We start from the raw sequence: 25,770 nt of genomic DNA on the forward strand, positions 1-25,770 counted from the left end.
GTGCGCCACCCGACCACCCGCGTGGAGGTCACGCCGCCCCCGCGTCGCCACCGAGTCCCGGCCTGGTCTCGCGGCCTCCCGGGTGGCGATGGCGCCAGGTCCAGAAGACCCCGCAGGACACCACGGCCCATCCCGCCAGCACCAGGAACGGGAAGACGTGTTGGTGTCCTCCGAAGTACACCGCCGTGTGCTGGGCGTTGACCGAGGCTCCCGGCGGCAGCCAGCGGCCGATCAGGCCCAGCGCGGAGGGCAGCAGCGGCCACGACACCGCGCCGCCCGACGAGGGATTGCCCAGCAGGACCATCAGTCCCCACGTCGGCAGCATCGCCCAGCGGCCCACGAGCGTGTTGAACATCGTGAAGACCATGCCGCTCGTGAACATCGTGAGCGCCAGGATCAGCCACGACTCGACGAACGGCAGGTCGAGCGCGCCCAGCAGCCAGTCCACCGTCGCGGCGATCGCGAGCCCGCCCAGCAGCGCGTACAGGGCGGTGCAGGCGATGCGCTCGACCGGGGTCAGGGCCCGCGCGTGCACGCTGAGCTGGATGGCGCCGACGAACCCGATGATCACGGCCGCCAGGGAGACGTAGAAGATGGCGAGCCCGCGCGGGTCACCTTCCTGGAGGGGGTTGATGTCCCGGACGGTGACCGCGACGCCCGTCTGCCGGCCCACGGCGGGTGCCGCCTGGGCCAGTACCTCCGCGACCGAGGCGCCGGAGGCCGCGGAGAGGTTCAGCACGACGGCCCGTTCTGCCTTGCGCACGTCGACGATCGCGAAGACCCGCTGCTCCTCGACCGCCGTCCGGGCCTCGGCCGCCGTGTCGTAGGAACGGATCTTCACCGCGGTGTTGAGGGCCCGCTCCATGCCGTCGAGGAAGCGGCGGCCCTCGGGCTGGTCGGGGGAGCCGACCAACGCGGTGGGGATCGAGCGGGGGGTCGGGTCGGCCATGGAATAGGTGTAGGAACCCGCGAACAGGGCCGCGGCCGCCGTGAGGATGAGCACGAGCACGGCCGCGGGCAGGAACGGCGAGTCCTTGAACCTGGCCCACCCCCGCGTCGGCGGATGGGGTTCACCACGGGCGTCTTGTGGCTTCTCGGGCATGCGGATCACGTTAGCGGCCCGCGCCCCGGAACCCGTCGAGCCACAAGGCGCCCGGCGCCGGCCCTGGGGAGGGGGGCCGCGTGACGCGTCCCGGTCCGGGTACCCGGCCGCCCAGTGAGGGGAGGCGCCATGAGAAGGGCGAGAGTCGCGGCACCGGCGACCGTACGGGGAGCAGCGGGACGGCCCGCTCCACAGGGTGCCCGCGACGTTCGAGGAGCAGCCCTCTGCGAAGGGCCGCCGACCCCCGGCACGACACGGAACGACCGATGAGGAGAACGGCATGAGTGAGCAGACCCCGTCGCAGGCCGAGGGCGAGCGGGAGCAGGGCGCCCCGGACGAGCAGGGGCCGTCGGAGCGTCGTGACGTCCCCCGCACCACGCCCTCCCAGGCGGAGGGGGAGACCAGGGAGGAGCAGGCTCCGGGCCAGGACCCGGAGGCGGGCGAGGAGCAGGAGGGGAGCAAGGAGTGGGAGAGCGGCTGGTCCGGTCCGTGAGCGGAGAGCCGGCATCGAGGGGCGGCGCCGGCACCGGAGAACCACGCACGCGAGCGCGGTCCCGGCCCACGGGGGCCGTCGAGGCCGGCTTCCGGATGCTGGCCCGGCTGCGCGGAGCCCCGGCGCTGCACCCGCGCGGACTGACGTGCACGGCCGACGTAGAGGTCGTGGACGCCGCGGGTGAACCGTGGGGGGTGGACTGGCTGGACACCCCACGGCGGTACGCCGCCACGGCCCGCCTCTCCAGAGCGGCCGGCCTGCCCCGCCGCCTGCCCGACGGTCTGGGTCTTGCCGTACGGATGGAAGGGGTCACCGGAGAGGGAGCACCCCTCGACCTCCTGCTCACGAGCAGCGGCCGGGGCCGCCTCACCCGCCACCTGCCGCGGCCGCGTGCCGACGCGCTGGGCGGCCCGTACTCCAGCCTGCTCTCCTACCGGGTCGGCGGCCGGACGCGGGTCCTGGCCGCCTTCCCGCGCCGCTCCGGGCGGGCACCGGTGCACGGCGACCCGGAGAGTCTGAGCGCGGCACTGGAGCGCGGGCCACTCGTCTTCGACCTGTGCGCCGCAGCCCCCGACGGGGCATGGCGCGCGTTCGCCGTGCTGACCGTGCGCGGTCCGCTGCCCCTCGGGGAGGAGGAGAGCGCGGACTACGACGTCTACCGGCACAGCGCCCGGGGATTCACGCCCGGCGAGACCCTGGCCACGATCCGTCGCGCGGCCTACCGGGGCTCCCGCAGAGGCCGCCGGGAGCGGCGGGGCCGAGCAGGCTGACAACCGCCCGTCGCGAGTCGTCCGACGGCCGTCGACCGCCGCCGCTGTCAACCGGGCGCGGGCTCGCGTCCGTCATTCGGCTGAAAGGGGCACGCTGCTGGGCGTGGTGCCGAAAAGGCAGGTGTGGTTTCGGCTGGGCTGGTTACACACTGCCTCACCCGAACACCCGGCGCGACGAAAGGCAGGGCGTCCCGCCTCGCTTTCGGCCGGGGCCCCCACTGCCGACCGAGGAATCTGATGGCGACTGAGACCGAACCCGTTGCTCCCGTGCCGGCGGCGGAACGCCGCGGCCGGGGCCGGGTGATCGTCACCTGGCTGACCACGACCGATCACAAGAAGATCGGTCACCTTTACCTGATCACTTCGTTCACCTTCTTCCTGATCGGCGGAGCGCTGGCTCTGGCCATCAGGGCGGAGCTGGCCCGGCCGGGGCTGCAGTTCCTGTCGCAGGAGCAGTACAACCAGTCCTTCACCATGCACGGCACGATCATGCTGCTGCTGTTCGCGACACCGACGTTCGCCGGGTTCGCGAACGCGATCATGCCGTTGCAGATCGGTTCGCCGGACGTCGCCTTCCCGCGGCTCAACATGTTCTCGTACTGGCTGTTCCTCTTCGGCGGCCTGATCGTGCTCAGCAGCCTGATGGTTCCGGAGGGCGCCGCCGACTTCGGCTGGACCGCCTACACGCCGCTGAGCGGCGGCGAGCGCACCGCCCAGCTGGGCGGCGACCTGTGGATCATGGGCCTCGCGCTCGCCGGGTTCGGCACGATCCTGGGCGCGGTCAACTTCATCACCACGATCATCTGCATGCGCGCACCCGGCATGACCATGTTCCGGATGCCGATCTTCACCTGGAACGTGCTGCTCACCTCGGTGCTGGTCCTGCTGGCCTTCCCGGTCCTCGCCGCGGCCCTGTTCGCGCTGGAGGCGGACCGCAAGTTCGGCGCGCACATCTTCGACCCGGAGAACGGCGGCGCGCTGCTGTGGCAGCACCTGTTCTGGTTCTTCGGCCACCCCGAGGTCTACATCCTGGCCCTGCCGTTCTTCGGCGTGATCACCGAGATCCTCCCGGTGTTCTCCCGCAAACCGATCTTCGGCTACATGGGGCTGGTCGGCGCCACCATCGCCATCACCGGCCTGTCGGTCACCGTCTGGGCCCACCACATGTTCGCCACCGGAGCGGTCCTGCTGCCGTTCTTCTCCTTCATGACCTACCTCATCGCCGTGCCGACGGGAGTGAAGTTCTTCAACTGGATCGGCACCATGTGGAAGGGCTCGCTGTCGTTCGAACCGCCGATGCTGTGGGCGGCCGGCTTTCTGGTCACCTTCCTCTTCGGCGGCCTGACCGGCGTGATCCTCGGCTCCCCGCCGCTGGACTGGCACGTGACCGACTCCTACTTCGTGGTCGCGCACTTCCACTACGTCCTGTTCGGCACCATCGTCTTCGCGATGTTCGGCGGGTTCAGCTTCTGGTGGCCGAAGATGACCGGCACGATGCTGGACCACCGACTGGAGAAGATCCACTTCTGGACCCTCTTCGTCGGCTTCCACACGACCTTCCTGGTCCAGCACTGGCTCGGCGCCGAGGGCATGCCCCGCCGCTACGCCGACTACCTCGCCGCCGACGGCTTCACCGCCCTCAACACCGCCTCCTCCATCGGCGCCTTCCTCCTCGGCCTGTCCACCCTGCCCTTCCTCTACAACGTCTGGAAGACCGCCCAGAAGGGGGAGCGGGTCGAGGTCGACGATCCCTGGGGTTACGGCCGCTCCCTGGAGTGGGCCACCTCCTGCCCGCCGCCGCGCCACAACTTCGTCACCCTGCCGCGCATCCGCTCCGAGTCCCCGGCCTTCGACCTGCACCACCCCGAACTCGCGAAGATCGAACAGGGTGAGAACCTGGGCAGGCGCGACGCCATCGACGCCGAAAGCCACAAGGGCGAACCGCGGTGAGGCACGGTGGGCACCCGGCACCCGACGGGCGGGACGGCGTCCTGGCCGCCGAAGCCGAGGGCTACCTACTCGCCCGCGTCCACCACGACCAGGCGCACCGCGAGGCGGAGGACCTCTGTGCCCGTCTGCCCTGGCTCACCACCGCCCAGGCCGACGACCTCACGCACCACTACGTCCGGCAGCGCACCGACCTCACCCGCCGGATGCTGCGGGACATCGTCCACCGGGCCGCCGAGCTGAGGCAGGAGTACGAGAGCCGCTACGCCACCCTGCGACGCGACCTGCTCAGACGCCATGCCGTGTGCGCGTCGGCGGTCCTCGCCTGCACCGCAGGGGTGGGCGCGGCCGTCGGACTGCTCGCCCGCTAGGCCGTTCCGAGCAGCACACCAGGCCCACGGTCCACGACCGTGGGCGTCCTCGCGGCGCGGTCCCGCGCGGGGTGTCGCTGCCGGTACGCCGGGAGCGTGGCGCCGCTCGCGGCCGGTGCCTGCCCGTCGACGGCACCCGGCAGGGTCCCTCGACGATGCCGGTGACGGTGGCGAAGGGCGCGTTCTCGGTGACAGGAGACTGACGCGGAGGCGTGCGCCAGGCTCTCCTCGACGCAGAGCTGTGCTCATCCGCTCATCCGCTCGACCACGCCTGGCGAACCCCCGGCGCGGCCCCCTGGGGGACCGGAGCGGCCCGGCGGGGGCGGACGTCAGCCGCCGTGCCGACGAACAGCCGCGCCCGCCTCGGTGTCGCCCGCCTCGGCGTCGCTCGCCTCCCGGTCGCCCGGCCGGTCATGCCGGGACAGGCGGATCTCGACACGCCCGTCGAGGATCCGGGTGTCGAAGGCGGGCTGGGGCGCGGTGGCCGGACCCCGCACGTTCCAGCCGTCCGAGAGCCGGAAGACGCTGCCGTGCCACGGGCACTGGACACACCCGTCGGACACGGTGCCCTCGGACAGCGGACCGGAGAGGTGGCTGCACCGCTCGGCCAGGGCGTGGACGGTCCCGCCGGACTGGCGCACCACCAGGACCGGCACGTCGTCCACGACGCGCCGCACGGGCTCTCCGACCGGGAACTCGTCCACGGTGCCGACCCGGTGCCAGCCCTCCCGCACGACGTGCGCGACCTCTTCCGCGTGGTTGGCTCCGGACGCCTGCCGGTAGGCCAGGTGGCCGCCCAGCATGCCTCCGAACCCGACCGCCGTCAGGCCGAGGAATCCGTAGGCCCGGCCGGCGCCCGTGCGACCCCGGAGACGGAAGGCGAGAGAGGTCGCGTAGAGACCGACGGCGGCGAGATTCGCCGCCGCGTGCACGAGCCCCACGCGGGTCTGCTCACGGTGCAGCTCCGCCCAGTCCACGGCACCCGCCAGCGCCGCGGGCCCGGCGGCCGCCAGGCCGACGCCCACCAGCAGGCCCGCCTCGCGGGAGCGGCCGGGCCGGGTGTCCAGCACGGCCGCGGACAGCCAGCTCCCGATCGGCACCTGCACCATCAGGGGATGCACCGGGTGCCCGAGCCATCGGCCGTGCAGCACGTCCCGTCCGCGTCCGAGCGGCAGGGCACGCACCCCGCTGCGCAGCGTGTCGATCAGGGGGTCGGCCACCGGAGTGCGTTCCAGACGGTCCAGGAACCACAGCAGGCGGCTCTGCTTCGCACGGCGGCGTCGTGGCATAGCGTTCATGCGTAGCCGGGTCCCCGAACGACGGGCGGGGCAAACGGCGGACGGACACCGGGGATCGCGCTCTCAGCCGAGCCGGGCGACGCCGCTCGCCGCGAGGTCCCGGCGCCGCCGCGCCCTCGACGACCGGCGGACGTGGGCGCGTCCGGCCGAGCCGTACCACCGCACGGCGAGCGTCACGGCGAGTGCCACCTCGATCAGGTCGCCGCCGTAGTACATCAACTGGGCGCCGGTGCGCAGGTCGTCGACCGAGAAGGCGGTGCCGGGCGGTGGCCTCCCGTACAACCCCTTGGCGAGGACCGAGTGGGCGGCGCCGACGGCCAGTACCGCGGCGCCGCGCACCGCGAGATTCCAGCGCCGGCGCACCGGATCGAGCTGGCAGACCGAGAAGGTGAAGACCAGTCCGGCCGTCAGGACGTGCGCGTGCGTGACGACGTGCAGGAGGGGGTGCTGATGCGTGGCGGCGAGGAGTCCGGTCCGGTAGAGCGACCACAGCCCGCCGATGTCCACCAACGCCGCCACGGGAGGAGAGAGCAGTACGGCGACGGGCCTCGCGTGCGCTGCCCGGAGCAGGCCACGTCGCACCCCTCCCGGAGGCAGGCCGCGCAGGACCAGGGTCAGGGGTCTGCCGAGGACGAGCAGCAGCGGGGCCGCCATACCGATGACCAGGTGCTGTGCCATGTGCGCGGTGAAGGGGCCGCCCGGTGGTTCGGCCGTGGTGGCCCCGATCAGGGCGGCGCAGCCGACGGCGAAGGACACGTCCCGCGCCCACGGCCAGGTGTCCCCCCTGCCGCGCAGACGCCGGGCGGCCAGCAGATATCCGACGGCTGTCACCGACGCCGCCACCGCGACGCCGAGTCCGGCCGGTCCGCCCCAGTCGGCGACGGAGGTTCCGGGGTGGATGTGGACCTCACTCACGCCGTCGGCCCCGTCCGGTCCCGGCGGGTCGCGCGCAGGGTCAGGGCGCAGCCGATGAGCAGCAAAACCAGGCCCCCCAGGTTCCACGCCCAGTCGTAGGGGGTGACGTCCACTCCGTACCGGATCTGGTGCACCCGCAGCAGTTTGTGGTCCACGATCCCGTCGAGGAGCTGGAAGAAGCCCAGTCCGAGAACGATTCCCGCCCGCAGCCGGGCGGCGTCCCTCACTCCACGGCGCCGCAGGTCGGCGGAGAGGAAGAAGCCCGCGACGAGGGCGAGGAGTTCGGCGGTGTGCAGCAGGCCGTCGGAGAGCAGCCCGACGCCTGTGGTGGACCGGTCGTAGAAGTGGTGCCAGCCCAGGAGCTGGTGGAAGACGATCTCATCGACCGCGGCCATGACGGCCATGCCGATCAGGAGGCCCGCCGCCAGGGACCTTCGGTGCTCGGGACACGGGCCGTGACAGGGGGGCGACGAGGTCATCCGCCGCCCCCGTCCCCGGCCGCGTGTCCCGCGGCACTGTCAGGGGGTTCCGCGCTCCCGGACCGCACCCGGTCGGGTTCCGGCACCGTCACCGGGCCTACATGCCCCGGTCGCGGCGCGGCGACCGCCTCTCTCGTGCGACGGCGCTGGCGGCCAGTGCCAGCAGGAGACCGACGATGCCGACGATGACGTTGTTCACGACGGTCCTGGTGGTGCTGACGTCGCCCGAGACCGCCCAGGGGGCGATGATCGTCCACAGGCTGAGCGCGCACGCCGCCCAGGCCATGCTGTGCGTGCGCTCGTAGGCCCGGCCGAAGCCGCCGCTCATCAGCAGCGCGTAGCCGATACCGACGATCAGATTGTTGACCGCCAGCGCGGACAGACCGCTGAAGCCCGCGATCCACGGGGAGGCCGCCAGATAGACACCGGTGAGGAAGGCAAGGGCCTCGACGGCCTGTGCCATGGGGGTGCTGGTGGCTCGTTCCGCCATCTCGTGACGGGCACGCATGTCGACGATGTCGGGGTGGGTCTCCATCGACGACCTGGGAGAAGTGGTCACTGCGCTCACCTCCGGAGCGTTCGTTCGGTGTTTCGATGCCCACGGGTACCCCCGCCGTCTCCTGCCCCAACCCTTCCTGGGGAGTCGGCTTTCGGGCTTGCGGCCTCGGGGCCACCGGCGCACCGTGCGACCGCGAGGTGACGCGGCTTTCCCACCGCGGGGGACGTGCGGAAAGGCCGCGGCGAGGGTGCGGGATGATCCCCCCCCGCACGCCTCGGGCGGGAAGAAAATCTGTCGTGGAGAAAGTAGACATTGCGATGTGCGGGAGCTAGCGTTGGTCCTGTACTCAGGAAGTCGAAGGAAGCGGCAGGACGAGCTGCCGTGCAGTAACCGAACACATCGAAATCGCGCAACCGAATGAGGTGAGGAGCAGACGCCATCAGGATCGCCCGGGTGAGGACGAAGTACCGCCCGGGTACCGCAGGCCCCAGAACGGAAGGTGGTCCACGGTCACGCATTCGCGATCCCCGCAGTCCCGCCCTCGCGGGCGGGCAGGCGGAACAAAGAAGCCGGTGCAGGTCAGCCGGTAGATGGTGTTGAAACCTCGGGGCCCTGGGCGCACATCAGCGCCCAGGGCCCCCCGACGCGTCCCTGGAAAGAAGAGGTCTATGCCCGCTGCCGGATCACGTACCCCCGACCCGCTCGACGACGACGACTACCCGGCTTACACCATCGGCCGGGCCGCCGACATGCTCGGCACCACGCCCGCCTTCCTCCGCGCTCTGGGGGACAACCGCCTGATCGCGCCCCTACGCTCCGAGGGCGGCCACCGCCGCTACTCCCGCTACCAGCTGCGCGTCGCGGCCCGCGCCCGGGAACTCGTCGACACCGGCACCCCGATAGAGGCCGCCTGCCGGATCATCATTCTGGAAGACCAGCTCGAAGAGGCGAGGCGTATCAACGAGGAGCTGCGCGGCCAGGCCGACCGGCGCAAGACCTCGGCCTGAAGCCCGGCAGGCCCCGCCCGCCCGCCGGGCACGAGGAGCCGGCGCGTCGCCCGTCAGCGGCCCTTGCGCACCCGGGCCGCCGCACGGGCCTCCGCCGTCCTGCGGGCGTCAGCGGTCTTGCGGGACTCCTTGGCGGCACCGGCCGGACGGGTGCCGAGCCCGCGGAAGGGCGCGTTGCCGCCGGTGCCCTTCGTCCCTGCCGGCGGGCGCTTCGCCCCGGTGATGGCGGTCAGCGACGCCTCACCGGAGCGCACCTGCGTGACCGTCGGCCGGACCCCGGCTTCCGACATCATCCGGTTCACCTCGCGCCGCTCGTTGGGCGTGACCAGCGTGACCACCCTGCCGGACTCCCCGGCGCGCGCCGTACGCCCGCCGCGGTGCAGATAGTCCTTGGCGTCGGCCGGCGGGTCGACGTTGACGACGAGGTCGAGGGCCTCGATGTGGATGCCCCGCGCGGCGACGTTGGTGGCCACCAGCACGGTGACCTCGCCGTTCTTGAACTGGGCCAGCGTGTGCGTCCGTTGGGGCTGCGACTTGCCGCTGTGCAGGGCGGACGCGCGCACTCCGCTGGCCCGCAGGTGGCGGGTGAACTGGTCCACGGCCGCCTTGGTGTCCAGGAACATCAGCACCCGGCCGTCCCGCGCGGCGATCTCGGTCGCGATCGCGTACTTGTCGGCGGCGTGGATGTTCAGGACATGGTGTTCCATCGTGGCGACCGAGCCGGCCAGCCGGTCGACCGACGCGAGGACCGGGTCGTGCAGGTGGTCGCGCACCAACTGGTCGACGTTGCGGTCGAGCGTGGCCGAGAACAGCAGCCGCTGTCCCTCGGCGGGGATCTGGTCGAGGATGTCGGAGACCTGGGGCAGGAAACCCAGGTCGCACATCTGGTCCGCCTCGTCCAGCACCGTGATCCGCACGTGGTTCAGATGGCACTCCCGGCGCGACACCAGGTCCGTCAGCCGCCCCGGCGTCGCGATCACCACGTCGACGCCGGCCCGCAGCAGCGCCGTCTGCTTGTTGATCGACAGACCTCCGACCACCGTGGCCAGCCGCAGGTCCAGAACCCGCGCATACGGCTCCAACGCGTCGCCCACCTGCTGGGCCAGCTCCCGGGTCGGCACCAGGACCAGCGCCCGCGGCCGCTTCGACTCCGCGGGCCGGCCCGTCGCCGTACGGACCAGGAGAGCGAGGCCGAAGGCCAGGGTCTTGCCGGATCCGGTCCGCGCGCGGCCGAGGACATCGCGTCCGGCCAGCGCGTTGGGCAGGGTCGCGGCCTGGATCGGGAACGGCTCCGTCACCCCCAGGCCGGTCATCGTCGCCAACACCTCGGGCGGAAGACCCAGCGCGTCGAAGGACGCCGCCGGCGGCAGGCCGGGGGATACGGGCGGGGGTGTCGAGAGGTCACCCTGCGGCGCGGTCGCCGGCCGGTGCTTGCCGGCGTGCGGGAGTACAGTGGCCGGCGGCTTCGCGTTCATGGGGAACCTTCCTCGGTGTGACGCCGGGAACGCGCCGGGGTCCGTACCCGTTGGTACGGACCCCGGCGGTGTCGAAGGCGTTTCCTCATTTTACCAGCGGCCGCTCACCCGCCCGCGGGCCCGGCACGATCAGCCGCCTTCGGCATCCCCGGCCGCCGGCGTGAGCCTTGCCCATCCCCGGCCGTCGGCGTGAGCCTTGTCCGTCCCCGTCCGCCGACGTGAGCCTTGCCGACGCAGTCGCCCGAGGAGCGTGACCCTGCCGAGCCCGTCGGCCGGGGACCGTGAGCCTTACCGAGGTCGCCGATCGACGACGCGGAACTGAGGGGGCGCGAGGAGCGAGGCGGGGGCGGGCGTAACGGGGGGCGGGGCGTGACGGGCGTACGGACGTAAGGGAAAGTCGCTCGGATCTGGAACCGCGACGAGGCATCCGGGCGTTGATCAGTAGACGGTCGAGCCGGGCACGATCGGCCGGGACACGAGGGCATCGGAGGGGGTCGCTGTGGTGTACGAATCGCACTTCGGTGCCGGATCTCGAAACCGGCCGAACGGGATGAACGGGCCGGACGGCGTGACGCGCCCGGCGTCGCCATCGCGGCGGGCGCGGACCCGGGACGCGGCGGCGCTGGTGGCGGGGTGGGTCACCCTGCTGTGGGTACTGGAGATCATCGACGCGATCAGCGGTCACGCCCTGGACGCCTACGGCATCACGCCACGGGAGTTCGGCGAGCTTCGCGACGTCGTGCCCGCCGCCTTCCTGCACTTCGGGTTCGACCATCTCGCGGCGAACAGTCTGCCGCTGCTGGCCATGGGCTTCCTGGCGGCGCTGTCCGGCATTCGCCGCTTCCTCGCCGTCGCCGCGGTGATCACCCTGGTGAGCGGCCTGGGCGTCTGGCTCACCGCGCCGGCGCACTCCAACACCGCGGGCGCGTCGGGCGTCGTCTTCGGCCTGTTCGGCTATCTCGTCGTCCGCGGTTTCGTCGACCGCCGCATCGGTGACGTACTCGTGGGCCTCCTCGTCGGTGCCGTCTACGGTTCGATCCTCTGGGGGGTGCTGCCGACGGCCACCGGAGTGAGCTGGCAGGGGCACCTCTTCGGCCTGATCGGCGGCGTCGCCGCGGCGGTGGCGTTCCGGCGGACTCCGGTCCGCCAGGGGTGAGCGGTCGCCCGCACCGCCCCGTCGGCGGGCGCGCGTGCACATGAACCTCGTTCCGACCCCGGTCGGGCGCACATGAGGACCGTTTCGGGGTACCCGCGCCGACATGACACCGGAGAACGATCACGCCGAATCCGTGCGGGCCGTGCGGCAGCTGCGGCGAATCCGCCCCGTTTACGCAGGTGGAGCCGCTCTGTGGGCCGCCTCGACCGCCTGGGCCGGGTGGGAGGACCCGGGGAGTCGGCAGATGTGGGTGTCGGTCCTCTTCCTGATCGTCTTCACCGGCCTGTTGTCCGTGACGTCCCTGTGGCTGTGGCGTCGGCAGCCGGCCGGTTCGGGCGCGGCGGTGCACCACGCGGCTCCACGGAGGATGGCCGCGCGCCGGCAGGCGAGCGCCTGAGCACGGGAGTCGGGCTCTCGGTATGGTCCGGCGTCCGCCGCGGGATCACTGGATGCCGGGGTCAGGGGTCGGCGCTCCCCCCTGCCGTCGAAACCGAGGTTCTTCCCACTCCGGACGGTCTGCTGTCCCGAGGCGTGACCTCACTCCTTGGGGCGGCGGACGCTCGTGCGGAGGCACGGGAAGCGGGCGCGGTCCTCGTCAGGAGCGGGGACGGGCCCCAGGCCCCAGGCGGGCGGTGATCTCCCCGGGGGTGAGGGTGGAGTGGTCGGCGGAGCACTCGACGACGACGCGGACCGGAGCGTCGCAGTCCGTGTGGCGGATGTCCAGCACGGGGCCCTCGTCGCCCAAGGCGTACGTCTCGCCCCACTGGGTGAGTGCCATCAGGACAGGCCACAGGTCCCAGCCCTTGCGGGTCAGGCGGTACTCGTTGCGTGAGCGGTTGCCCGGCTCCCGGTAGGGCACGGCTTTCAGGACGCCGGCCGAGACCAGCTTCCGGAGGCGGTCGCTGAGGACGGCCTCCGACAGGCCGATATGGCGGTGGAAGTCGTCGAAGCGGCGGACCCCGTTGACGGCGTCACGCAGGATCAGCAACGTCCACTTCTCTCCGACCACGTCGAGCGTGCGCTGGACGGGGCAGTTCTCCGTGCTCGCCTCAAGCCACTTCATCCCGCCATGGTAGAGGGCTGGCTTCTTCATTGACAGTCAGGTGAGCCGAAGGCTAGCTTCATCGGTAAAAGCCAGAGGGAAGGCCTCGACTCGTGGGACGAACGCGTACGTATCAGTGGGACGACCCCGCGATCCTGGCGGAAGCAGCCGGACGCATGGCCGGCATCGACTTCCTGCGCGAGCTGAGGGCGGGGCGGCTGCCGGGGCCACCCATCGGCCACACGGTCGACTTCGCCCTGGACGAGGTCGAGCCCGGCAGGGCGGTGTTCTCCCTGACGCCGGGGGAGGAGCACTACAACCCGATCGGCAGCGTGCACGGCGGCATCTTCGCCACACTGCTCGACTCGGCGGCGGGTTGCGCGGTCCAGTCCACCCTTCCGCAGGGCATGGCCTACACCTCGCTCGACCTCACGGTGAAGTTCCTGCGGCGGATCACCGTGGACACCGGAACGGTGCGTGCCATCGGCACGGTTGTCAGCAAGGGGCGCCAGACCGCTCTCGCCCAGGCGCAGTTGGTCGACGCGACGGGACGCCTGCTCGCCCACGCCACCAGCACCTGCATGCTCTTCCCGGTACCGCCGGCGCCGTAGCCGACCTCGGCGCCCGGGTTTTCGGTCCCGTCCCTCCCTGGGTGCGGTTCCTCGGCGACGGGCCGATCACGGACGGCGCGACCGGGCCGAGGCGGCGGCCGAGGGGCAGGGCGACACACTGACGGCACCGCCGTATGGCGAACATTGGCGGCACCGCCGTATGACGAGGAACGGTATCCGCCGGGGTGACCGCTCTCACGGGCGGCGTCGGCCCGATTCCCGGTGCCCGGTATGTGCTCGTATGCTTCCTTCCGGCCGCCCGCGGGGCGCGAGGGGGAGAGGCACGCCGATGTGGGACGGGATCGAGCTGCGGCTGCGCACGGCCGGCAAACCGCTGCTGATGGGCGTGGCCATGATGGGCCTCGCCGCCGCTCGGGAAGGCTGATGGCTGCTGCCGCGCGTGTTCATGGCCCTCGTGGGCATGGCAACGCGGTGGTGGAGTGCGGGGTGCAGACGTGGAAGCTGCTCCGCCGCGGGGAACCGGCGAACGCGACGTCGGATCGGCTGGAGGCGGCCGAGCGGGCGCAACGGGAATGACGGAGTCCGCCGGTCGCTGCGAGCACGCTGCCGACGCCCGAGCGACTGCCTGGCGAACCATGGCCCACGCGCGGTAGTCCTCGCCGAGCCGCCCGACGCCTGCCCGAAGGGCTCGGGGCCGGCGATGGCCGGCAGCGGTCGGCAGCGTCACAGCATCGTCCGTCGGACCCGCGGGTACTCGCGGTGCGGCGGCGCGCCCCACGCGCCCACGGAGCGGCGAGGGAGCGGCATGGGACGACACGAGGAACCGCGGACGGAGCAGGACCGGGCGGCACGCTTGCGCGAGATCGCCGCGGACGTGTTCGGCTGGGAAACACTCCTGCCCGAGCAGCTCGCCGCCATGGAATGGGTGCTGGAGGGTGAGGACACCCTCGTCGTCATGCCGACCGGGGCGGGCAAGTCCGCCGTGTACCAGGTTCCCGCCCTGATGCTGCCGGGACCGGTCGTCGTGGTGTCCCCGCTGCTGGCCCTCCAGCGGGACCAGATAGCCGGTCTGCCGGACGGCGACGCCGCGCCCGGTGCCGTCGCGGTCAATTCCGACCTCGGCGCGGCCAGGACGGCGGCCGCCTGGGAGGCGCTGCGGCGCGGTGAGATCCGTTTCCTCTACCTGTCTCCGGAGCAGCTCGCCAAGAACGAGGTGGTGGAACGGCTGGCCGAGGCCCGCCCCGCCCTCTTCGTGGTGGACGAGGCTCAGTGCGTGTCCTCGTGGGGGCACGACTTCCGCCCCGACTACCTGCGGCTGGAGCAGGCGGTACGCCGCGTGGGCAGGCCACCGGTACTGGCGCTGACCGCGACGGCGGCCCCACCGGTGCGCAAGGAGATCGCCGAGCGGCTGGGCATGCGCCGGCCGCGGGTGATGGTGACCGGCTTCGACCGGCCGAACATCAGGCTCGAGGTCCGCCGCTTCCTGGACGAGGACGACCGGCGCCGCGCCGTGGTCGAGCGGGCCGCCGCCGGGCCCAAGCCGGGCATCGTCTACGCCGCGACCCGCAAGGACAGCGAGTACTACGCCGGGGAACTGGCCTCTCTGGGACTGGCGGCCGAGAGCTACCACGCCGGACTGCGCGCCTCCGAACGCGCCAGGATCCACGACGCCTTCCTCTCCGGCGCGGCGGACGTCGTGGTGGCGACGTCGGCGTTCGGCATGGGCATAGACAAGGAGGACGTGCGGTTCGTCCTGCACGCGTCGCTGCCGGGTTCGCTGGACGCCTACTACCAGGAGATCGGCCGCTGCGGCAGAGACCGGCAGGCGGCTCTCGCCGTACTGCACTACCGGCCGGACGACACCGGCATGCAGAGCTACTTCGCCTCCCGCAGCCCCGGTCGGGGCGCCCTGTCCGAGGTGGTCGAGGCCGTCCACGGTCGCGGCGGGGAGGCGGCCGACCTGGACGAGTTGCGCCAGGAGACGGGCCTGTCGAGGAACCGGGTCACCGCGGCGGTCAACCTGCTGGAGGAGGCCGACGCCGTCGGGACGGGGGAGGAGGGCGAGGTACGACCGGTGCCCGGGGTGTCCGCCCGTCAGGCCACCGAGCAGGCGGAGCAGGCGGCCACCGAGCATCGCCGGACCGACCGGTCACGGGTGGAGATGGCGCGGGCGTACGCCGAGACCACCGGCTGCCGACGGTATTTCCTGCTCGGCTACTTCGGGGAGGCCTACGACGCCCCGTGCGGGAACTGCGACGTGTGCGACGAGGAGCGGCCCGAGGACGGGACGGAGGAGCGGACCGCCCACCCCTCGGCGGCCGCCTACCCCGTCGGCACCGAGGTGCGGCACGAGCAGTGGGGCGAGGGCACCGTGCTGAGCGAGGACCTGGACCGCATCACGGTGCTGTTCGACCAGGCCGGATACCGCACGCTGTCCCTCGAGGCGATGGCCGGACGCGAGAACCTGCTCACGGTGGTGCGCAGGCCCGGCGAGGATCCCGGCCACGAGGAGCCGGGGGCGACCGGGACGAGCTGAGCCGGAACGGGCGCATTCCACCGGTCGTCGCGATACGTGATCTCTGAGGCGTTGCACCGGTAGTTGAACAGTCGCCCGGTCGCGACCACGCGGCCTGACGGATGTGGCTACGCCTTGGTGAGACCGATGGGTGTCGACCCTGCGTATGCTCGCCTCGACGCTGAGGCTGAGGGGGTGGACGTGCTGAGGTTGCTCGGCTTCTTCGACGACTTCGGTCACTCCGGTGAGCTGGCCGCGGGACCGCTGGGGGTTCAGGTGCAAGCGACTGGCGAACCGGACGAAGCCCGGATTGTGGAGTATTTGGACGTCGGTCATCGCCTTACGTACTTCATGGAAGCAGGGGTTGACGTCCTCACGGGTGAGGTTCACCGGCACACGTCCGGCTGTTCGTCCCTTGTCACCGATGGCCTGTGGGTGTGGCGCGCGGACTTCGCCCACTATGTGGAGGCGTATCACGTGCCGTTGCCCGCGGACTTCGTCGCTCGTGTCCGAGGATTCGGCCATCGGATGCCGGACCTGGCCGGTGCGGACTTCGCGCCGGTTTTCGACGAGGTGGTCCGGGAGTTCGGATGGACGCATGTTGACCCGTGGGACGTGGACTCGATCCTGCGCCCCCAGCCTCGAGCTGTCCTGACGCGCGCGGAGTTCGCATCGAGGCTTCGACAGGAACGGCCTGCCGGCTCTTGGGGAAGGGCGCCGCGCAAGCCGCGCAGGCAAAAGGAACGCGGTCTTTAGCGATCCAGCGAAACGTGGCCGGTCCGATCGGCTGGCGATCAGGTCGTCCTCCCCGGGGCCGGTGATCGAGCAATCCTCGGCTTCGGCAGGACGCTCGCCGATCGTGGCCATCCGGGTGGCGAGTCGGGGTCGGTGCTGTTCGGCCTGGCGGCCGGGTTCGCGCCTGGTGGCGCCGGTGCCGCCGCAGTGCCGGTTGCGGCGAATCTCCCAGCTGATGGTGGACGGGCTGCGGCCCGGCTCGGCGCGGTGGTCCGCACCGTGGCCTTCTCCCGCAGGCCGGTCGGCGAGGCAACAGCGGTCGGCCTCGCCCGGACACCGCGAAGGGCCGGCAAGCGGCACCACCGTGAGTACCGGCGGTGCCGCCTCGAACCTGCCAGACGGGTTGCGGCTGCTGCGCCACCGCCTGCCTGTGCGGGTGCTGGTCGCGACACGTCGTCAGGTGTCGTGGCTGCTCAGGTCCTGGTCCCTGAGCCGGAAGTGTCCCTCCCGCTCATGGACCAGGTTGTCGGGCGCCCTGGGCAACAGTCCGCACCTTGCGGATGTCGAACATCGCAGCGGCGGGGCCTTCCCACGAGGCCGACCACCGGCGTGGCGAGCACGTCGTGGGCGGTCGGCCGGATGCGGTCAGTCGCGGTTCATGGCCTTGCGGACGGCGTCGCGGGTGCGGTCCATCAGGGCGGCGACCGGGCCGAGTGCCACGTTCGCCTTGGCCGATTCCACCCCCGGATGCGGCCGGGTGGGCGCCATGGCTTCGGCCGCCTTGACACCCTTGGCCAGTGAGGCGAGCGTCGAGGTGTCGGCGCTGCGCCGGATGTGGATGAACTCGTACCGCTCCTCCGCGCGCGCGTGCTCCTGGACGTCGGCGCGCAGAGCCAGCAGCTGCGGCATGAACTTCGGGTCGTTCGTGTCCATGTCGTCCAGGGCGCTCAATGTCTCCTTGGCCGACCGTTCCTCCGCGAGGCGGGCCTCGACGACGTCCTCACCGCCCGTGACGTTGCGGCGGACGAAGGGGTGCACGATCTCCTCCTCCGCCGTCTCATGGACGGCGAGCAGGCGCACCAGGCGCCGGAAGGCCTCCTGGCGGGCGTCCCCGGTCGCGGCCTCGACCTCGTCGAACAGGTTGCGGATGTCCCCGTGCTGCCGCATCAGCAGAGCCACCACGTCGGTGTCGGGGGCGGCGTCGTCACCGGCCTGCGGGGTGTGAAGCTCGGACATGACCGCTCTCCTCACTTCTCGCGCATGGCGGGGTCGGGGTGCTCGCCCTCGGTCTCGACGCGGTACTCGCGCCCGAACATCTCGTCGTGCTGCGCCATGACCCGCTCGCTCGGCGGCTCCTCGCCGCCGTGGATCTGCTCCTGCATCTTCTCGAAGCGCTCATGGGCGTCGCGGACGTATCCGGCACCGAGCGTGGTCAGGTCCATCTGCGTGTCGAGCAGTTCGCGCAGATAGGCCTTGTTCGGCTCGAAGGTCAGGACGTTGGGCAGCTGCGGCGCCAGCACCGACTCCGGGTCGCGTCCGTCGTGACGGCGCATCAGGTCGCAGGCGATGTGCAGGTGTTCCAGCTCCTGGTTCAGGTGCAGCTCCCAGATCGCCTTCACCTTGGGGTCGCTCTCCTGCTCCATGAAGGAGTAGTAGAGATAGCACTCGTTGTACTCGTGGTTGACGAGCTGCTCCCACCACGTCTCGCCCGGGTCGACCAGCGACTCGTAGTGCGTGACGTGCTCCTCCTCGATGAGGCCGATCTCCTGGTAGAGCTGGCGGGCGATCGGCTCCATGTAGGTGGGGCCGGTGTTCATGTAGAAGTTCATGGTCTGCTGCTCCGCGGACATGATCGTCAGCGCGTGCAGCTTCGACAGCGGGTTCGTCTCGTCCTTGGCGTACGGATCACGCACGTTGTCGACCGGGTCGCGGTGGTGGAACTTCGTGGGCCGGCCCGGCATGACCTCGGTGAGGCCCTCGACGATCGCGTCCGCCTTGCGGTGCTCGATCATCTCGTACAGGTTCGCGTACCGGTACAGGTGATCGAAGTCCTCGAGGACACCGAACTGGTACGCCTGCTTCAGGTACGGGTCGGGCTCCATGCGGGCGACCCAGGCGGTGAGGTCCACGGCCACCTGCTCGTAGGCGATCGTCGTCTCCAGCACCGACGACACGCCGGGCAGCAGCCAGTTGACCGCTTTCTGCTGCTGCGCCTCGATGTACCGCGTCTGGGCGAGCTGGCGTTTCACCTCGGGATCGACGGTGTTGCGGGCCAGCTGGTGGCTGAACATGATCGCCTCGACCTCGATGCCGTTCATCGTGATGATGCGACAGCGGGTGTAGGGGTCGCAGTGATCGGGATCGATCGGGGTGACGTTCAGTTCGCGCCAGTTCCTGATCTGCCGGTCCAGCGGGATGCCACGTTGTTCCAGGGGGTTGAAGGTCACTTGTGCCTCCAGGGCGGTCGATGGTGAGTACGCAGGTCCCCCACGACGAGGAGATCACTCGTCGAAGGGGCGAGCGGGTTCCTCGGCCCAGCCTGACGTCGTGGGCACCGGACCGAGGCGTCCGCGCCGGACCGGCTGCCGGGTAGTCACCCGACCGGCGGCACGACATCGGCATGCAACCCACGGCTGGGGTACTCGCCCCACACGGCGCTCCTCCAGGCGCCGGAGAAGGCACAGTCGCGAGGGGATGTGACCGCCGATGATCGCGAGAAAATCACTGTGGGCAGCCGCCGCCGGGCTCACCGCCGGTGCCGCCGTCCTCGTCCGCCGCTCGACGGCCCGTCCGGCGGACCCGGCCGCCGCCGACCGCTGGCTGACGGTGACGATCAACCGTGGACCGGGCGACATCCATCCCGACAAGCTGCCGGCGCCGCTCCAGGAGTACGGCGACCGGATCGAGACGCGGATCCGCCCCGCGCCCGGTGACCGGGGCACGGAGCTGGCCGTACGCCTCAAGGACAGGCCCTCGGTCTCCGCGCCCGCACGGCTCGCCGGCCAGGATCCGCGCCAGGACCTGCGGCACGCCCTGCGTGAGGCGAAGGCGCTGCTCGAGGCGGGTGAGGTGCTGCGGCCCGACGCGCCGCCCACCACGCACGACACCCCCGGCGGCAAGCTCGTCGGGCTGTTGACCAGGCGCGCGGGCGGGGAGGGAGTGCTGTGAAGGCCCTGTGCTGGGAAGGCGTGAACAAGCTCGCCGTGGAGCAGGTGCCCGATCCTGTCCTGCGCAACGACCAGGACGTGATCGTGCGCCTGATCGCGGGGACCACCTGCGGCTCGGATCTGCATCTCATCGGCGGTTACATCCCCTTCATGCGATCCGGGGACATCATCGGTCACGAGTTCCTCGGCGAGGTCGTGGAGGTGGGATCCGCGGTCCGCCGCCACCAGGTGGGCGACCGGGTCGTCGTCTGCTCGTTCGTCGGCTGTGGCCGATGCTGGTACTGCGCCAACGACCTGTGGTCGCTGTGCGACAACACCAACACCAACCCCGGTATCGGACAGGCCATGTTCGGCGCGGACACCGGCGGGATCTTCGGCTACTCGCACGCCATGGGCGGGCTGCGCGGCAGCCACGCCGAGTACGTGCGGGTGCCCTTCGCGGACTACGGCGCCTTCCCCGTCCCCGAGGGCATCGACGACGCGAGCGCGCTGTTCGTGTCCGACTCGGTCCCCACCGGATGGATGGGCGCCGACCTGGCGGGCGTGAAACCCGGTGACGTGGTCGCCGTGTGGGGCTGCGGGGCCGTGGGGCAGATGGCGGCGCGCGCCGCCATCCTGCTCGGCGCGGAGCGGGTGATCTCCATCGACCGGATTCCCGAGCGCCTGGCGATGACCGAACGGCACATCGGCAGCGAGGTCATCGACTACACGGCCACCGACGTCGGGGCGGAACTGCGCGAACGCACCGGTGGCCGGGGTCCGGACGTGTGCATCGAAGCGGTCGGCATGGAGGCGCACAGCGACAGCCCGGTGCACCTGTACGACCAGGTCAAGCAGCAGTTGCGGCTCCAGACGGACCGGCCCACCGCCGTACGGCAGGCCATCCACGCCTGCCGCAAGGGCGGGACCGTGTTCATCCTGGGCGTCTTCGCCGGGGCCGTGGACAAGTTCCCCCTGGGCGCGGTGATCAACAAGGGACTGACCGTTCGCGGCGCCCAGATGCACGGCCAGCGCTACATCCCGATGCTGCTCGACCGCATGGCGGCCGGGGAACTGAGCACCTCCCACCTGGCGACGCACACCGTCACGCTGGACGAGGCGCCACGGGCGTACGACATGTTCAAGCACAAGACCGACGGCTGCGTACGCGCGGTGATCCGGCCGGGTGGCTGAGCGGGGCGGGGCGGCGCGGGGTCCCCGACCGGGTGGCCGCGCGGCGCGGGACCTCGCGGCTCCGTTTGCCGGATGTCCCGGCGGGGGACCCGGTCGCGGGCGGCCGTAGGACGACCCCGGTGCCCGCCCCCGGACGACTCGCCAGCCGAACGGCGAGAGCAGGGGAACCGCGGTCCCCCGAACGGAGAGCACGGGAACCGCGGTGAGGCACCGACCGGCGAACGCAGTGGGACAGGAACGGGCACGAATCATGGGCACAGCAGCTGACAGCCGCTTCGTACGACGCCTGGAGAGGCGTCTGCGAGGGACGGAACGTGACTACTCGGCGGGCCACGAGCGGCCGCTGGGCGGCTACCTCGCCGCCATGGCCGGTTTCGGGGCGTACACGGCGGCCTGGGCGACGGCGGTGCGGCTGCGCCGGCGCCCGCTGCCCGACCGGCCCGAGCCCTGGGACGTGGTCCTGACCGCGGTGGCCACCTTCCGGCTCAGCCGACTGCTGAGCAAGGCCTCGGTGACCAGCCCGCTGCGGGCTCCCTTCACGCGGTACGTCGGTCCGCAGGGCCCGGCCGAACTGCATGAGGAGGCACGCGCCGACGGCGGCGAGGAGACCGTCGGCGAGCTGCTGACCTGCCCGTTCTGCATGAGTGTGTGGGTGGCCTCGACCCTGACCGCGAGCCGGCTGATGTGGCCGCGCGGCACCCGGACCGCCATGGGGGCGCTCACCGCGCTGGCCGGGGCGGACGCGCTGCAACTGGTCTACGCGGCCCTGGTGGACAAGGCCACCGGCGACGACGAATAGCACCGTCGTACGCCGAGCCTTCGACCACATCCGGTTCGGCGTCCCTCGGCGTCCCTCGGCGCCCCGACGGTGGGGAGCGGGACGGAGCGGGACGGAGCGGAGCCGCGGCACGTCCCCGGACCTCCGTCCAGTTCCGTCCTCGTCCACCTCACCGGCGTGCGCGGCCGCCCGGAGGCGGCCGTGAAGGGCGAGCCGGGACCCGCGTCGCCGTGCGCCCGGCGCTCACCCCGTCGGGCGCACGGATCGGGGACCGTCGGCGACGCCCGTGCCGGGCGGTGACGGTCCGGGTACCGACGCCGCCCGCGTGCGCGAACGGCCCGCGGACGGGCATGCTCCGTGATCGTGTGCTCCCACCCGCACATCGACGTGATGGCAATGTAGGGAACATGACCACCGACGCCGACGGGGCGACCCCCGTCAACCCCGCCCGCCCGGCCGCCGAGATCCTGCGCTACGCGGCCTTCACCGACGATCCGGCCGGCGGCAACCCCGCCGGCGTCGTGCTCGACGCCCGCGGGCTCGACGACGCGACGATGCTGGCCGTCGCCGCCGAGGTCGGATACTCCGAGACGGCCTTCGTCACCCGTCATGACGAGACGTCCCGGCGGTTCGGCGTCCGCTACTTCAGCCCGCTCGCCGAGGTCGCCTTCTGCGGGCACGCGACCGTCGCCCTGGCCGTCGCCCTCGCCGAGCGGACGGGCCCCGGCGAGATCCTGCTCGACACCCCGGCAGGCGAGATCCCCGTCGCGACCGTATCGGAGGACGGAGCCGTGCTGGCCACACTCACCAGCGTCGCGACCCGCTCCCGCCCCGCCGAGAGCACCGAGCTGGACGCGGCGCTGAAGGCCCTCGGCTGGGAGGCCGGCGAGCTGGATCCGGCGCTGCCGCCGCACGTCGCGTTCGGCGGCAACGACCATCTGGTACTGGCCGCGGCCTCCCGAGCGCGCCTGGCGTCCCTGGACTACGACTTCGACGGCCTCGCCGAGGTGATGCGGCTCCACGGCTGGACCACGCTCCAGTTGGTGTGGCGTGAGTCGCCGTACCGCTTCCACGCCCGCGATCCGTTCCCGGTCGGCGGCGTGGTGGAGGATCCGGCGACCGGAGCGGCGGCCGCGGCGTTCGGCGGATACCTCCGTGCCCTCGGCCTCGTCACCGGCCCCACCAGGATCGCCATCCGGCAGGGAGAGGACATGGGCCGCCCCAGCGACCTGCTGATCGACGTGGATCCGCAGAGCCCCCGCACCCGCGTCACGGGACAGGCCGTTCCGATCGAGGGCTGGGGTCCTTCGTCCGGATCAGCCCGGCAGGGACGGTGAGCGTGCCGGTGCGACGGCCGGCCGTGAGCTGCCAGGTGAGCGCCGAGCGCCGGTAGCGGGGGCGTGGCCTCCTCGGCCAGGGGGAAAGGCCAGCAGGGCAGGGAACGCGGGCAGGGACGTGCACGAGTGGCCGGCGCGGATGTGTGTCGACGTGGTCGGCGCGAAGGTGTGCCAAGTGCTCGGTGCCGCCGGGTCGCGCCGCCGAGTACTTCACCACGCCCGGTGTGAAGGGCCGGCTGACGGCGGCCTTCTTCAAGGGTGTCGGCCAGCGCGCGTCGGTCCACTCCGCCAGGGACTTCTGCTGCGGTTGGCCGTAGCGGGCTCGCCGCGGGCGCCGGAACGATCCACCGGGACGGACCGTCGTCCACCCGGGCCGCGACCCCCGTGGCGCCGACGACCTCGGCGCGCGCCGGACCCGCCGCCCAGCGGGTGGTGCGCCGGGTCGTCCCGCGGTCAGGAGCGGCATGGACGTGCTGGGGCGCGGCGAGCGGTGTGGCCGATGCTCGCCCGTCCGCTGTGCGTTGCGGAGTGACTCCGGTGCCCTCGGGGCACGGAACGGAGCGCGGGGGGTGACCGTCCCAACCGGGACCGCCCCCTCGTCCCACGGGCACCGGCCCGCGGATGTGCCGCTTCCCGGCGAAAGGAGTCTCCGCCGTGACCGCCCCCACTCCGGGCGGCGTTGCCGAAGGCCCCGGCACCGCCCCCATACCGCCCGACCTCGCCCAACTGCTGCGTGACGGGCTCGAGGCCGTCGCCGACGAGGTGGAGCGGGAGGTCCGCGGCCAGGTCCCGGAGTACGCCCGCCCGGCCGACGGAACCCACCGCGCGCACCTCAGGGCCGGTGTCGTACAGGCGCTCACCCTGTTCGTCGACCACATCGCCGACCCGCGCGGCCGCAGCGACGCGATCGCCGCGACATACCGCCAACTCGGCCGTGGTGAAGCCCTGGAGGGCCGCAGCCTGGACGCCTTGCAGTCCGCCCTGCGCGTGGGCGGCCTGCACGCCTGGCGGCTGATGGGACGTACGGCGGAGGAACTCGGGCTGGGGTCGACGGTCGTGGCCGCGCTGGGCGAACTGGCGTTCCGGACCGTGCACGAGGTCGCCGAGGCGGCCGCCGCCGGCTACGCGGAGGCCCGGCTGCGCGACACCGACGAGCTGGAACGTCGCCGCAGACGCCTGCTCGACCTGCTCCTCGGCGAGGGACCGGTGTCCACGGACGCCGTCAAGGACCTGGCGCACGGCGCCCGTTGGCCGGTGCCGCGGCAGGTCGCCGTCGTCGCGCTCGCCGCCGCCCCGGACCAACAGGAGCAGGACCGCACGCCGCTGCCGCCGGGCGCGTTGGTGGACCTGGAGTCCCGGCCGCCCCGGATGCTGGTGCCCGATCCGGACGGCGACGGCCGCTTCGGCGGCCGGGCTTCAGCCCTCGCGCCGCGCGGCCGTCCGGCGGCGATCGGCCCCACGGTGCCGCTCACCGAGGCCGCCCGGTCGCTGCGCTGGGCCACCCGCGCACTCGGGCTGATGGGCCGCGGCATCCTGCCCCGGCAGGGCGTCGTACGCTGCGCCGACCACCTGTCGACCCTGCTGCTGCACAGCGACGAGCCGCTGCTGGCCCAGCTACGGTCCCGTGTGCTCGCGCCCCTCGACACGGTCTCGGAGGGGCAGCGCGGCCGGCTCGCGCAGACCCTGCTGGCCTGGCTGCTCAGCGGCGGCAACGTGCCCGACGTCGCCGCCCGCCTGCACGTCCACCCGCAGACGGTCCGCTACCGGCTGCGGCAGCTGGAGAAGCTCTTCGGCGAGGCCCTCCACGATCCCGGCACCCGCCTGGACCTCATCCTGACCCTGCGCGCCGAGTCCCTGCGCGCCTAGTCACCGCGAGACCGGGAGGAGTCCAGTACGTAAGAACGCCATCCCGGGTTCACGTCACTCACGCGAGCACAAAACAGCGAGGAAACTCTGAATTCCCGTACATAACACCAGGCCTGCGAACGCGCATACCTTCGGGACGTCCTTTCCCCAGGCGCATCAAGCGCCCCACCCACAAAGGATCTCCCCCATGCGCATCCGCTTGTGTCTCGCCGCCCTCTCGCTGGTCGGCGGGGCCGGAATGGCCACCCTCTCGGCGCCCACCGCGACAGCCGCGGCCTGCACGGACATCAATGTCGTGTCGGCCAGGGGCACCTTCGAGCCGGGCACGCTCGGCCTGATCGTCGGCGACCCGGTGTACTCGTCCCTACAGCGGAAGCTGGCGGGTAAAAGCCTGTCCAGCTATGCGGTGGACTATCCCGCGAACCTCTCCCTCACCTCGGCCGCACGGGGCAACAGCGACCTGGTGAACCACGTGCGGAGCCAGGCGGCCGCCTGCCCGAACCAGCGCTTCGTCCTCGTCGGCTATTCGCAGGGCGCGAACGTCGTCGACAACTCCATCGGCATCAGCAGCGCGGGCGCGGCGGTCGGCAGTCCCATCGTGGCCACCATTCCCGCGGCGCTCGAATCGAAGGTCGCCGCGGTGCTGCTGTTCGGCAACCCGATCCGCGCCATCGGCAAGAGCGTCACCGGCACCTACCAGAGCCGCACCCTCGACATCTGCGCCGACGGTGACCCCGTCTGCGAGAGCGGCGGCAACAACGTGACGGCCCACCTGAGTTACCGCGCCGACGCCGACGCGGCCGCGACGTTCGCCGCCGGCAAGGTCTGAGCACCGCCGAGGCGAGCAGCCTGGCAGTCGGACCCGCGGGGTTCACCCCGGGCCCGACTGCCCTCCCGTTGGCGGCTCCTCTTGGCGCTCCTCGGCGTCCGCGGTGACCTCCGCGAGCCCGGCGGGAACGGTTCGGGCCTCCCGTCCATCCGGAGGCGCGCCGTCAGCACATCGAGGTTCCGGAACCGTCCGCGCTCTCATCGGACACGGTCCGGGCGCAACCGCCCCGCCGGACGGTCCGTTC

At 72.0% G+C, this 25,770-nt stretch carries 25 protein-coding genes and 1 pseudogene; 17 read left to right on the plus strand and 9 right to left on the minus strand.

What is annotated here, in order from left to right; genetic code table 11:
- Positions 1-28: 28 nt before the first annotated feature.
- The gene (locus ACFYO5_RS21525; RefSeq protein WP_388710826.1) at positions 29-1,102 is read right to left on the minus strand and encodes an ABC transporter permease; all 1,074 of its coding nucleotides are present in this window, start codon (positions 1,100-1,102) and stop codon (positions 29-31) included.
- A 280-nt stretch (positions 1,103-1,382) separates the two neighbouring features.
- Here ACFYO5_RS21525 and ACFYO5_RS21530 point away from each other — a divergent pair, with 280 nt between their 5' ends.
- The 4 genes from ACFYO5_RS21530 to ACFYO5_RS21545 all read left to right on the plus strand — a co-directional run bounded on the left by ACFYO5_RS21530 (position 1,383) and on the right by ACFYO5_RS21545 (position 4,683).
- On the plus strand, positions 1,383-1,595 hold the full coding sequence (locus ACFYO5_RS21530) for a hypothetical protein (RefSeq protein ID WP_388710829.1): 213 nt from the start codon (positions 1,383-1,385) through the stop codon (positions 1,593-1,595).
- Entirely contained in the window at positions 1,592-2,365 is a 774-nt protein-coding gene (locus tag ACFYO5_RS21535; RefSeq protein ID WP_388710832.1) for a phosphodiesterase, read from the plus strand. The genes ACFYO5_RS21530 and ACFYO5_RS21535 overlap by 4 nt, the downstream gene beginning before the upstream one ends.
- Positions 2,366-2,602: 237 nt before the next feature.
- Positions 2,603-4,315: a cytochrome c oxidase subunit I gene (ctaD, locus tag ACFYO5_RS21540; protein WP_356567992.1), complete on the plus strand. Its 1,713-nt coding sequence runs from the start codon at positions 2,603-2,605 to the stop codon at positions 4,313-4,315.
- Entirely contained in the window at positions 4,312-4,683 is a 372-nt protein-coding gene (locus ACFYO5_RS21545; RefSeq protein WP_356567990.1) for a hypothetical protein, read from the plus strand. The genes ctaD and ACFYO5_RS21545 overlap by 4 nt, the downstream gene beginning before the upstream one ends.
- Before the next feature lie 329 nt (positions 4,684-5,012).
- Here the strand turns inward: ACFYO5_RS21545 and ACFYO5_RS21550 are convergent, their stop codons facing one another.
- From ACFYO5_RS21550 to ACFYO5_RS21565, 4 genes are all read right to left on the minus strand, one after another.
- Positions 5,013-5,981 carry a Rieske 2Fe-2S domain-containing protein gene (locus ACFYO5_RS21550; protein ID WP_388710835.1) on the minus strand — a complete coding sequence of 323 codons (969 nt, stop codon included), beginning with the start codon at positions 5,979-5,981 and terminating at the stop codon, positions 5,013-5,015.
- A 63-nt stretch (positions 5,982-6,044) separates the two neighbouring features.
- Positions 6,045-6,896 (minus strand): cytochrome c oxidase assembly protein, encoded by an 852-nt coding sequence (locus ACFYO5_RS21555; RefSeq protein WP_388710837.1) that lies wholly within the window; start codon positions 6,894-6,896, stop codon positions 6,045-6,047.
- Positions 6,893-7,375: a DUF2243 domain-containing protein gene (locus ACFYO5_RS21560; RefSeq protein WP_356567984.1), complete on the minus strand. Its 483-nt coding sequence runs from the start codon at positions 7,373-7,375 to the stop codon at positions 6,893-6,895. Before ACFYO5_RS21560 ends, ACFYO5_RS21555 begins: the two co-directional genes overlap by 4 nt.
- Before the next feature lie 97 nt (positions 7,376-7,472).
- Complete coding sequence (locus ACFYO5_RS21565; protein WP_356568019.1) at positions 7,473-7,910, minus strand: SPW repeat protein; 438 nt, start codon at positions 7,908-7,910, stop codon at positions 7,473-7,475.
- A 632-nt stretch (positions 7,911-8,542) separates the two neighbouring features.
- Between ACFYO5_RS21565 and ACFYO5_RS21570 the strand changes: the two genes are divergently transcribed.
- On the plus strand, positions 8,543-8,881 hold the full coding sequence (locus ACFYO5_RS21570) for a MerR family transcriptional regulator (RefSeq protein ID WP_356567982.1): 339 nt from the start codon (positions 8,543-8,545) through the stop codon (positions 8,879-8,881).
- Between the two features lie 53 nt (positions 8,882-8,934).
- Here ACFYO5_RS21570 and ACFYO5_RS21575 read toward each other — a convergent pair whose 3' ends face one another.
- A complete protein-coding gene (locus tag ACFYO5_RS21575; RefSeq protein WP_388710842.1) occupies positions 8,935-10,356 on the minus strand; it encodes a DEAD/DEAH box helicase in 1,422 nt (473 codons plus the stop codon).
- 550 nt (positions 10,357-10,906) lie between these two features.
- Between ACFYO5_RS21575 and ACFYO5_RS21580 the strand changes: the two genes are divergently transcribed.
- Positions 10,907-11,512 carry a rhomboid family intramembrane serine protease gene (locus ACFYO5_RS21580; protein WP_388710845.1) on the plus strand — a complete coding sequence of 202 codons (606 nt, stop codon included), beginning with the start codon at positions 10,907-10,909 and terminating at the stop codon, positions 11,510-11,512.
- Between the two features lie 244 nt (positions 11,513-11,756).
- Positions 11,757-11,909 carry a hypothetical protein gene (locus ACFYO5_RS21585; protein WP_356567977.1) on the plus strand — a complete coding sequence of 51 codons (153 nt, stop codon included), beginning with the start codon at positions 11,757-11,759 and terminating at the stop codon, positions 11,907-11,909.
- Positions 11,910-12,107: 198 nt separating this feature from the next.
- Here ACFYO5_RS21585 and ACFYO5_RS21590 read toward each other — a convergent pair whose 3' ends face one another.
- Positions 12,108-12,575, minus strand: a complete 468-nt coding sequence (locus tag ACFYO5_RS21590) for a winged helix-turn-helix transcriptional regulator (protein ID WP_388710848.1) — start codon at positions 12,573-12,575, stop codon at positions 12,108-12,110.
- Between the two features lie 92 nt (positions 12,576-12,667).
- Here ACFYO5_RS21590 and ACFYO5_RS21595 point away from each other — a divergent pair, with 92 nt between their 5' ends.
- The 3 genes from ACFYO5_RS21595 to ACFYO5_RS21605 all read left to right on the plus strand — a co-directional run bounded on the left by ACFYO5_RS21595 (position 12,668) and on the right by ACFYO5_RS21605 (position 16,397).
- The gene (locus ACFYO5_RS21595) at positions 12,668-13,165 is read left to right on the plus strand and encodes a PaaI family thioesterase (protein ID WP_388710850.1); all 498 of its coding nucleotides are present in this window, start codon (positions 12,668-12,670) and stop codon (positions 13,163-13,165) included.
- A gap of 766 nt (positions 13,166-13,931) precedes the next feature.
- On the plus strand, positions 13,932-15,662 hold the full coding sequence (locus ACFYO5_RS21600) for a RecQ family ATP-dependent DNA helicase (protein WP_388710853.1): 1,731 nt from the start codon (positions 13,932-13,934) through the stop codon (positions 15,660-15,662).
- A 174-nt stretch (positions 15,663-15,836) separates the two neighbouring features.
- The gene (locus ACFYO5_RS21605; protein ID WP_388710856.1) at positions 15,837-16,397 is read left to right on the plus strand and encodes a hypothetical protein; all 561 of its coding nucleotides are present in this window, start codon (positions 15,837-15,839) and stop codon (positions 16,395-16,397) included.
- 624 nt (positions 16,398-17,021) lie between these two features.
- Here the strand turns inward: ACFYO5_RS21605 and ACFYO5_RS21610 are convergent.
- The gene (locus tag ACFYO5_RS21610; RefSeq protein WP_388710859.1) at positions 17,022-17,612 is read right to left on the minus strand and encodes a hemerythrin domain-containing protein; all 591 of its coding nucleotides are present in this window, start codon (positions 17,610-17,612) and stop codon (positions 17,022-17,024) included.
- A gap of 11 nt (positions 17,613-17,623) precedes the next feature.
- On the minus strand, positions 17,624-18,823 hold the full coding sequence (locus ACFYO5_RS21615; RefSeq protein ID WP_388710862.1) for a hypothetical protein: 1,200 nt from the start codon (positions 18,821-18,823) through the stop codon (positions 17,624-17,626).
- Positions 18,824-19,082: 259 nt separating this feature from the next.
- On the opposite strand from ACFYO5_RS21615, the gene ACFYO5_RS21620 reads away from it, so the two are divergent.
- The 7 genes and pseudogenes from ACFYO5_RS21620 to ACFYO5_RS21650 all read left to right on the plus strand — a co-directional run bounded on the left by ACFYO5_RS21620 (position 19,083) and on the right by ACFYO5_RS21650 (position 25,526).
- Positions 19,083-19,544 (plus strand): hypothetical protein, encoded by a 462-nt coding sequence (locus tag ACFYO5_RS21620; RefSeq protein WP_388710864.1) that lies wholly within the window; start codon positions 19,083-19,085, stop codon positions 19,542-19,544.
- On the plus strand, positions 19,541-20,716 hold the full coding sequence (locus ACFYO5_RS21625; RefSeq protein ID WP_356567962.1) for a zinc-dependent alcohol dehydrogenase: 1,176 nt from the start codon (positions 19,541-19,543) through the stop codon (positions 20,714-20,716). The genes ACFYO5_RS21620 and ACFYO5_RS21625 overlap by 4 nt, the downstream gene beginning before the upstream one ends.
- Positions 20,717-20,966: 250 nt before the next feature.
- Positions 20,967-21,515, plus strand: a complete 549-nt coding sequence (locus ACFYO5_RS21630) for a DUF1360 domain-containing protein (RefSeq protein ID WP_388710868.1) — start codon at positions 20,967-20,969, stop codon at positions 21,513-21,515.
- 386 nt (positions 21,516-21,901) lie between these two features.
- A complete protein-coding gene (locus ACFYO5_RS21635; protein WP_388710871.1) occupies positions 21,902-22,831 on the plus strand; it encodes a PhzF family phenazine biosynthesis isomerase in 930 nt (309 codons plus the stop codon).
- Between the two features lie 200 nt (positions 22,832-23,031).
- Positions 23,032-23,100 (plus strand): annotated as a pseudogene (locus ACFYO5_RS21640) (1-acyl-sn-glycerol-3-phosphate acyltransferase); the annotation flags it as partial.
- Positions 23,101-23,485: 385 nt separating this feature from the next.
- Positions 23,486-24,697, plus strand: coding sequence for a PucR family transcriptional regulator (locus ACFYO5_RS21645; RefSeq protein WP_388710874.1), 1,212 nt, complete (start codon positions 23,486-23,488; stop codon positions 24,695-24,697).
- Positions 24,698-24,884: 187 nt separating this feature from the next.
- Positions 24,885-25,526 (plus strand): cutinase family protein, encoded by a 642-nt coding sequence (locus tag ACFYO5_RS21650; protein WP_356567956.1) that lies wholly within the window; start codon positions 24,885-24,887, stop codon positions 25,524-25,526.
- Positions 25,527-25,770 lie beyond the last annotated feature (244 nt).

This window comes from Streptomyces sp. NPDC006259 (assembly GCF_042870975.1).
Taxonomy (GTDB): domain Bacteria; phylum Actinomycetota; class Actinomycetes; order Streptomycetales; family Streptomycetaceae; genus Streptomyces.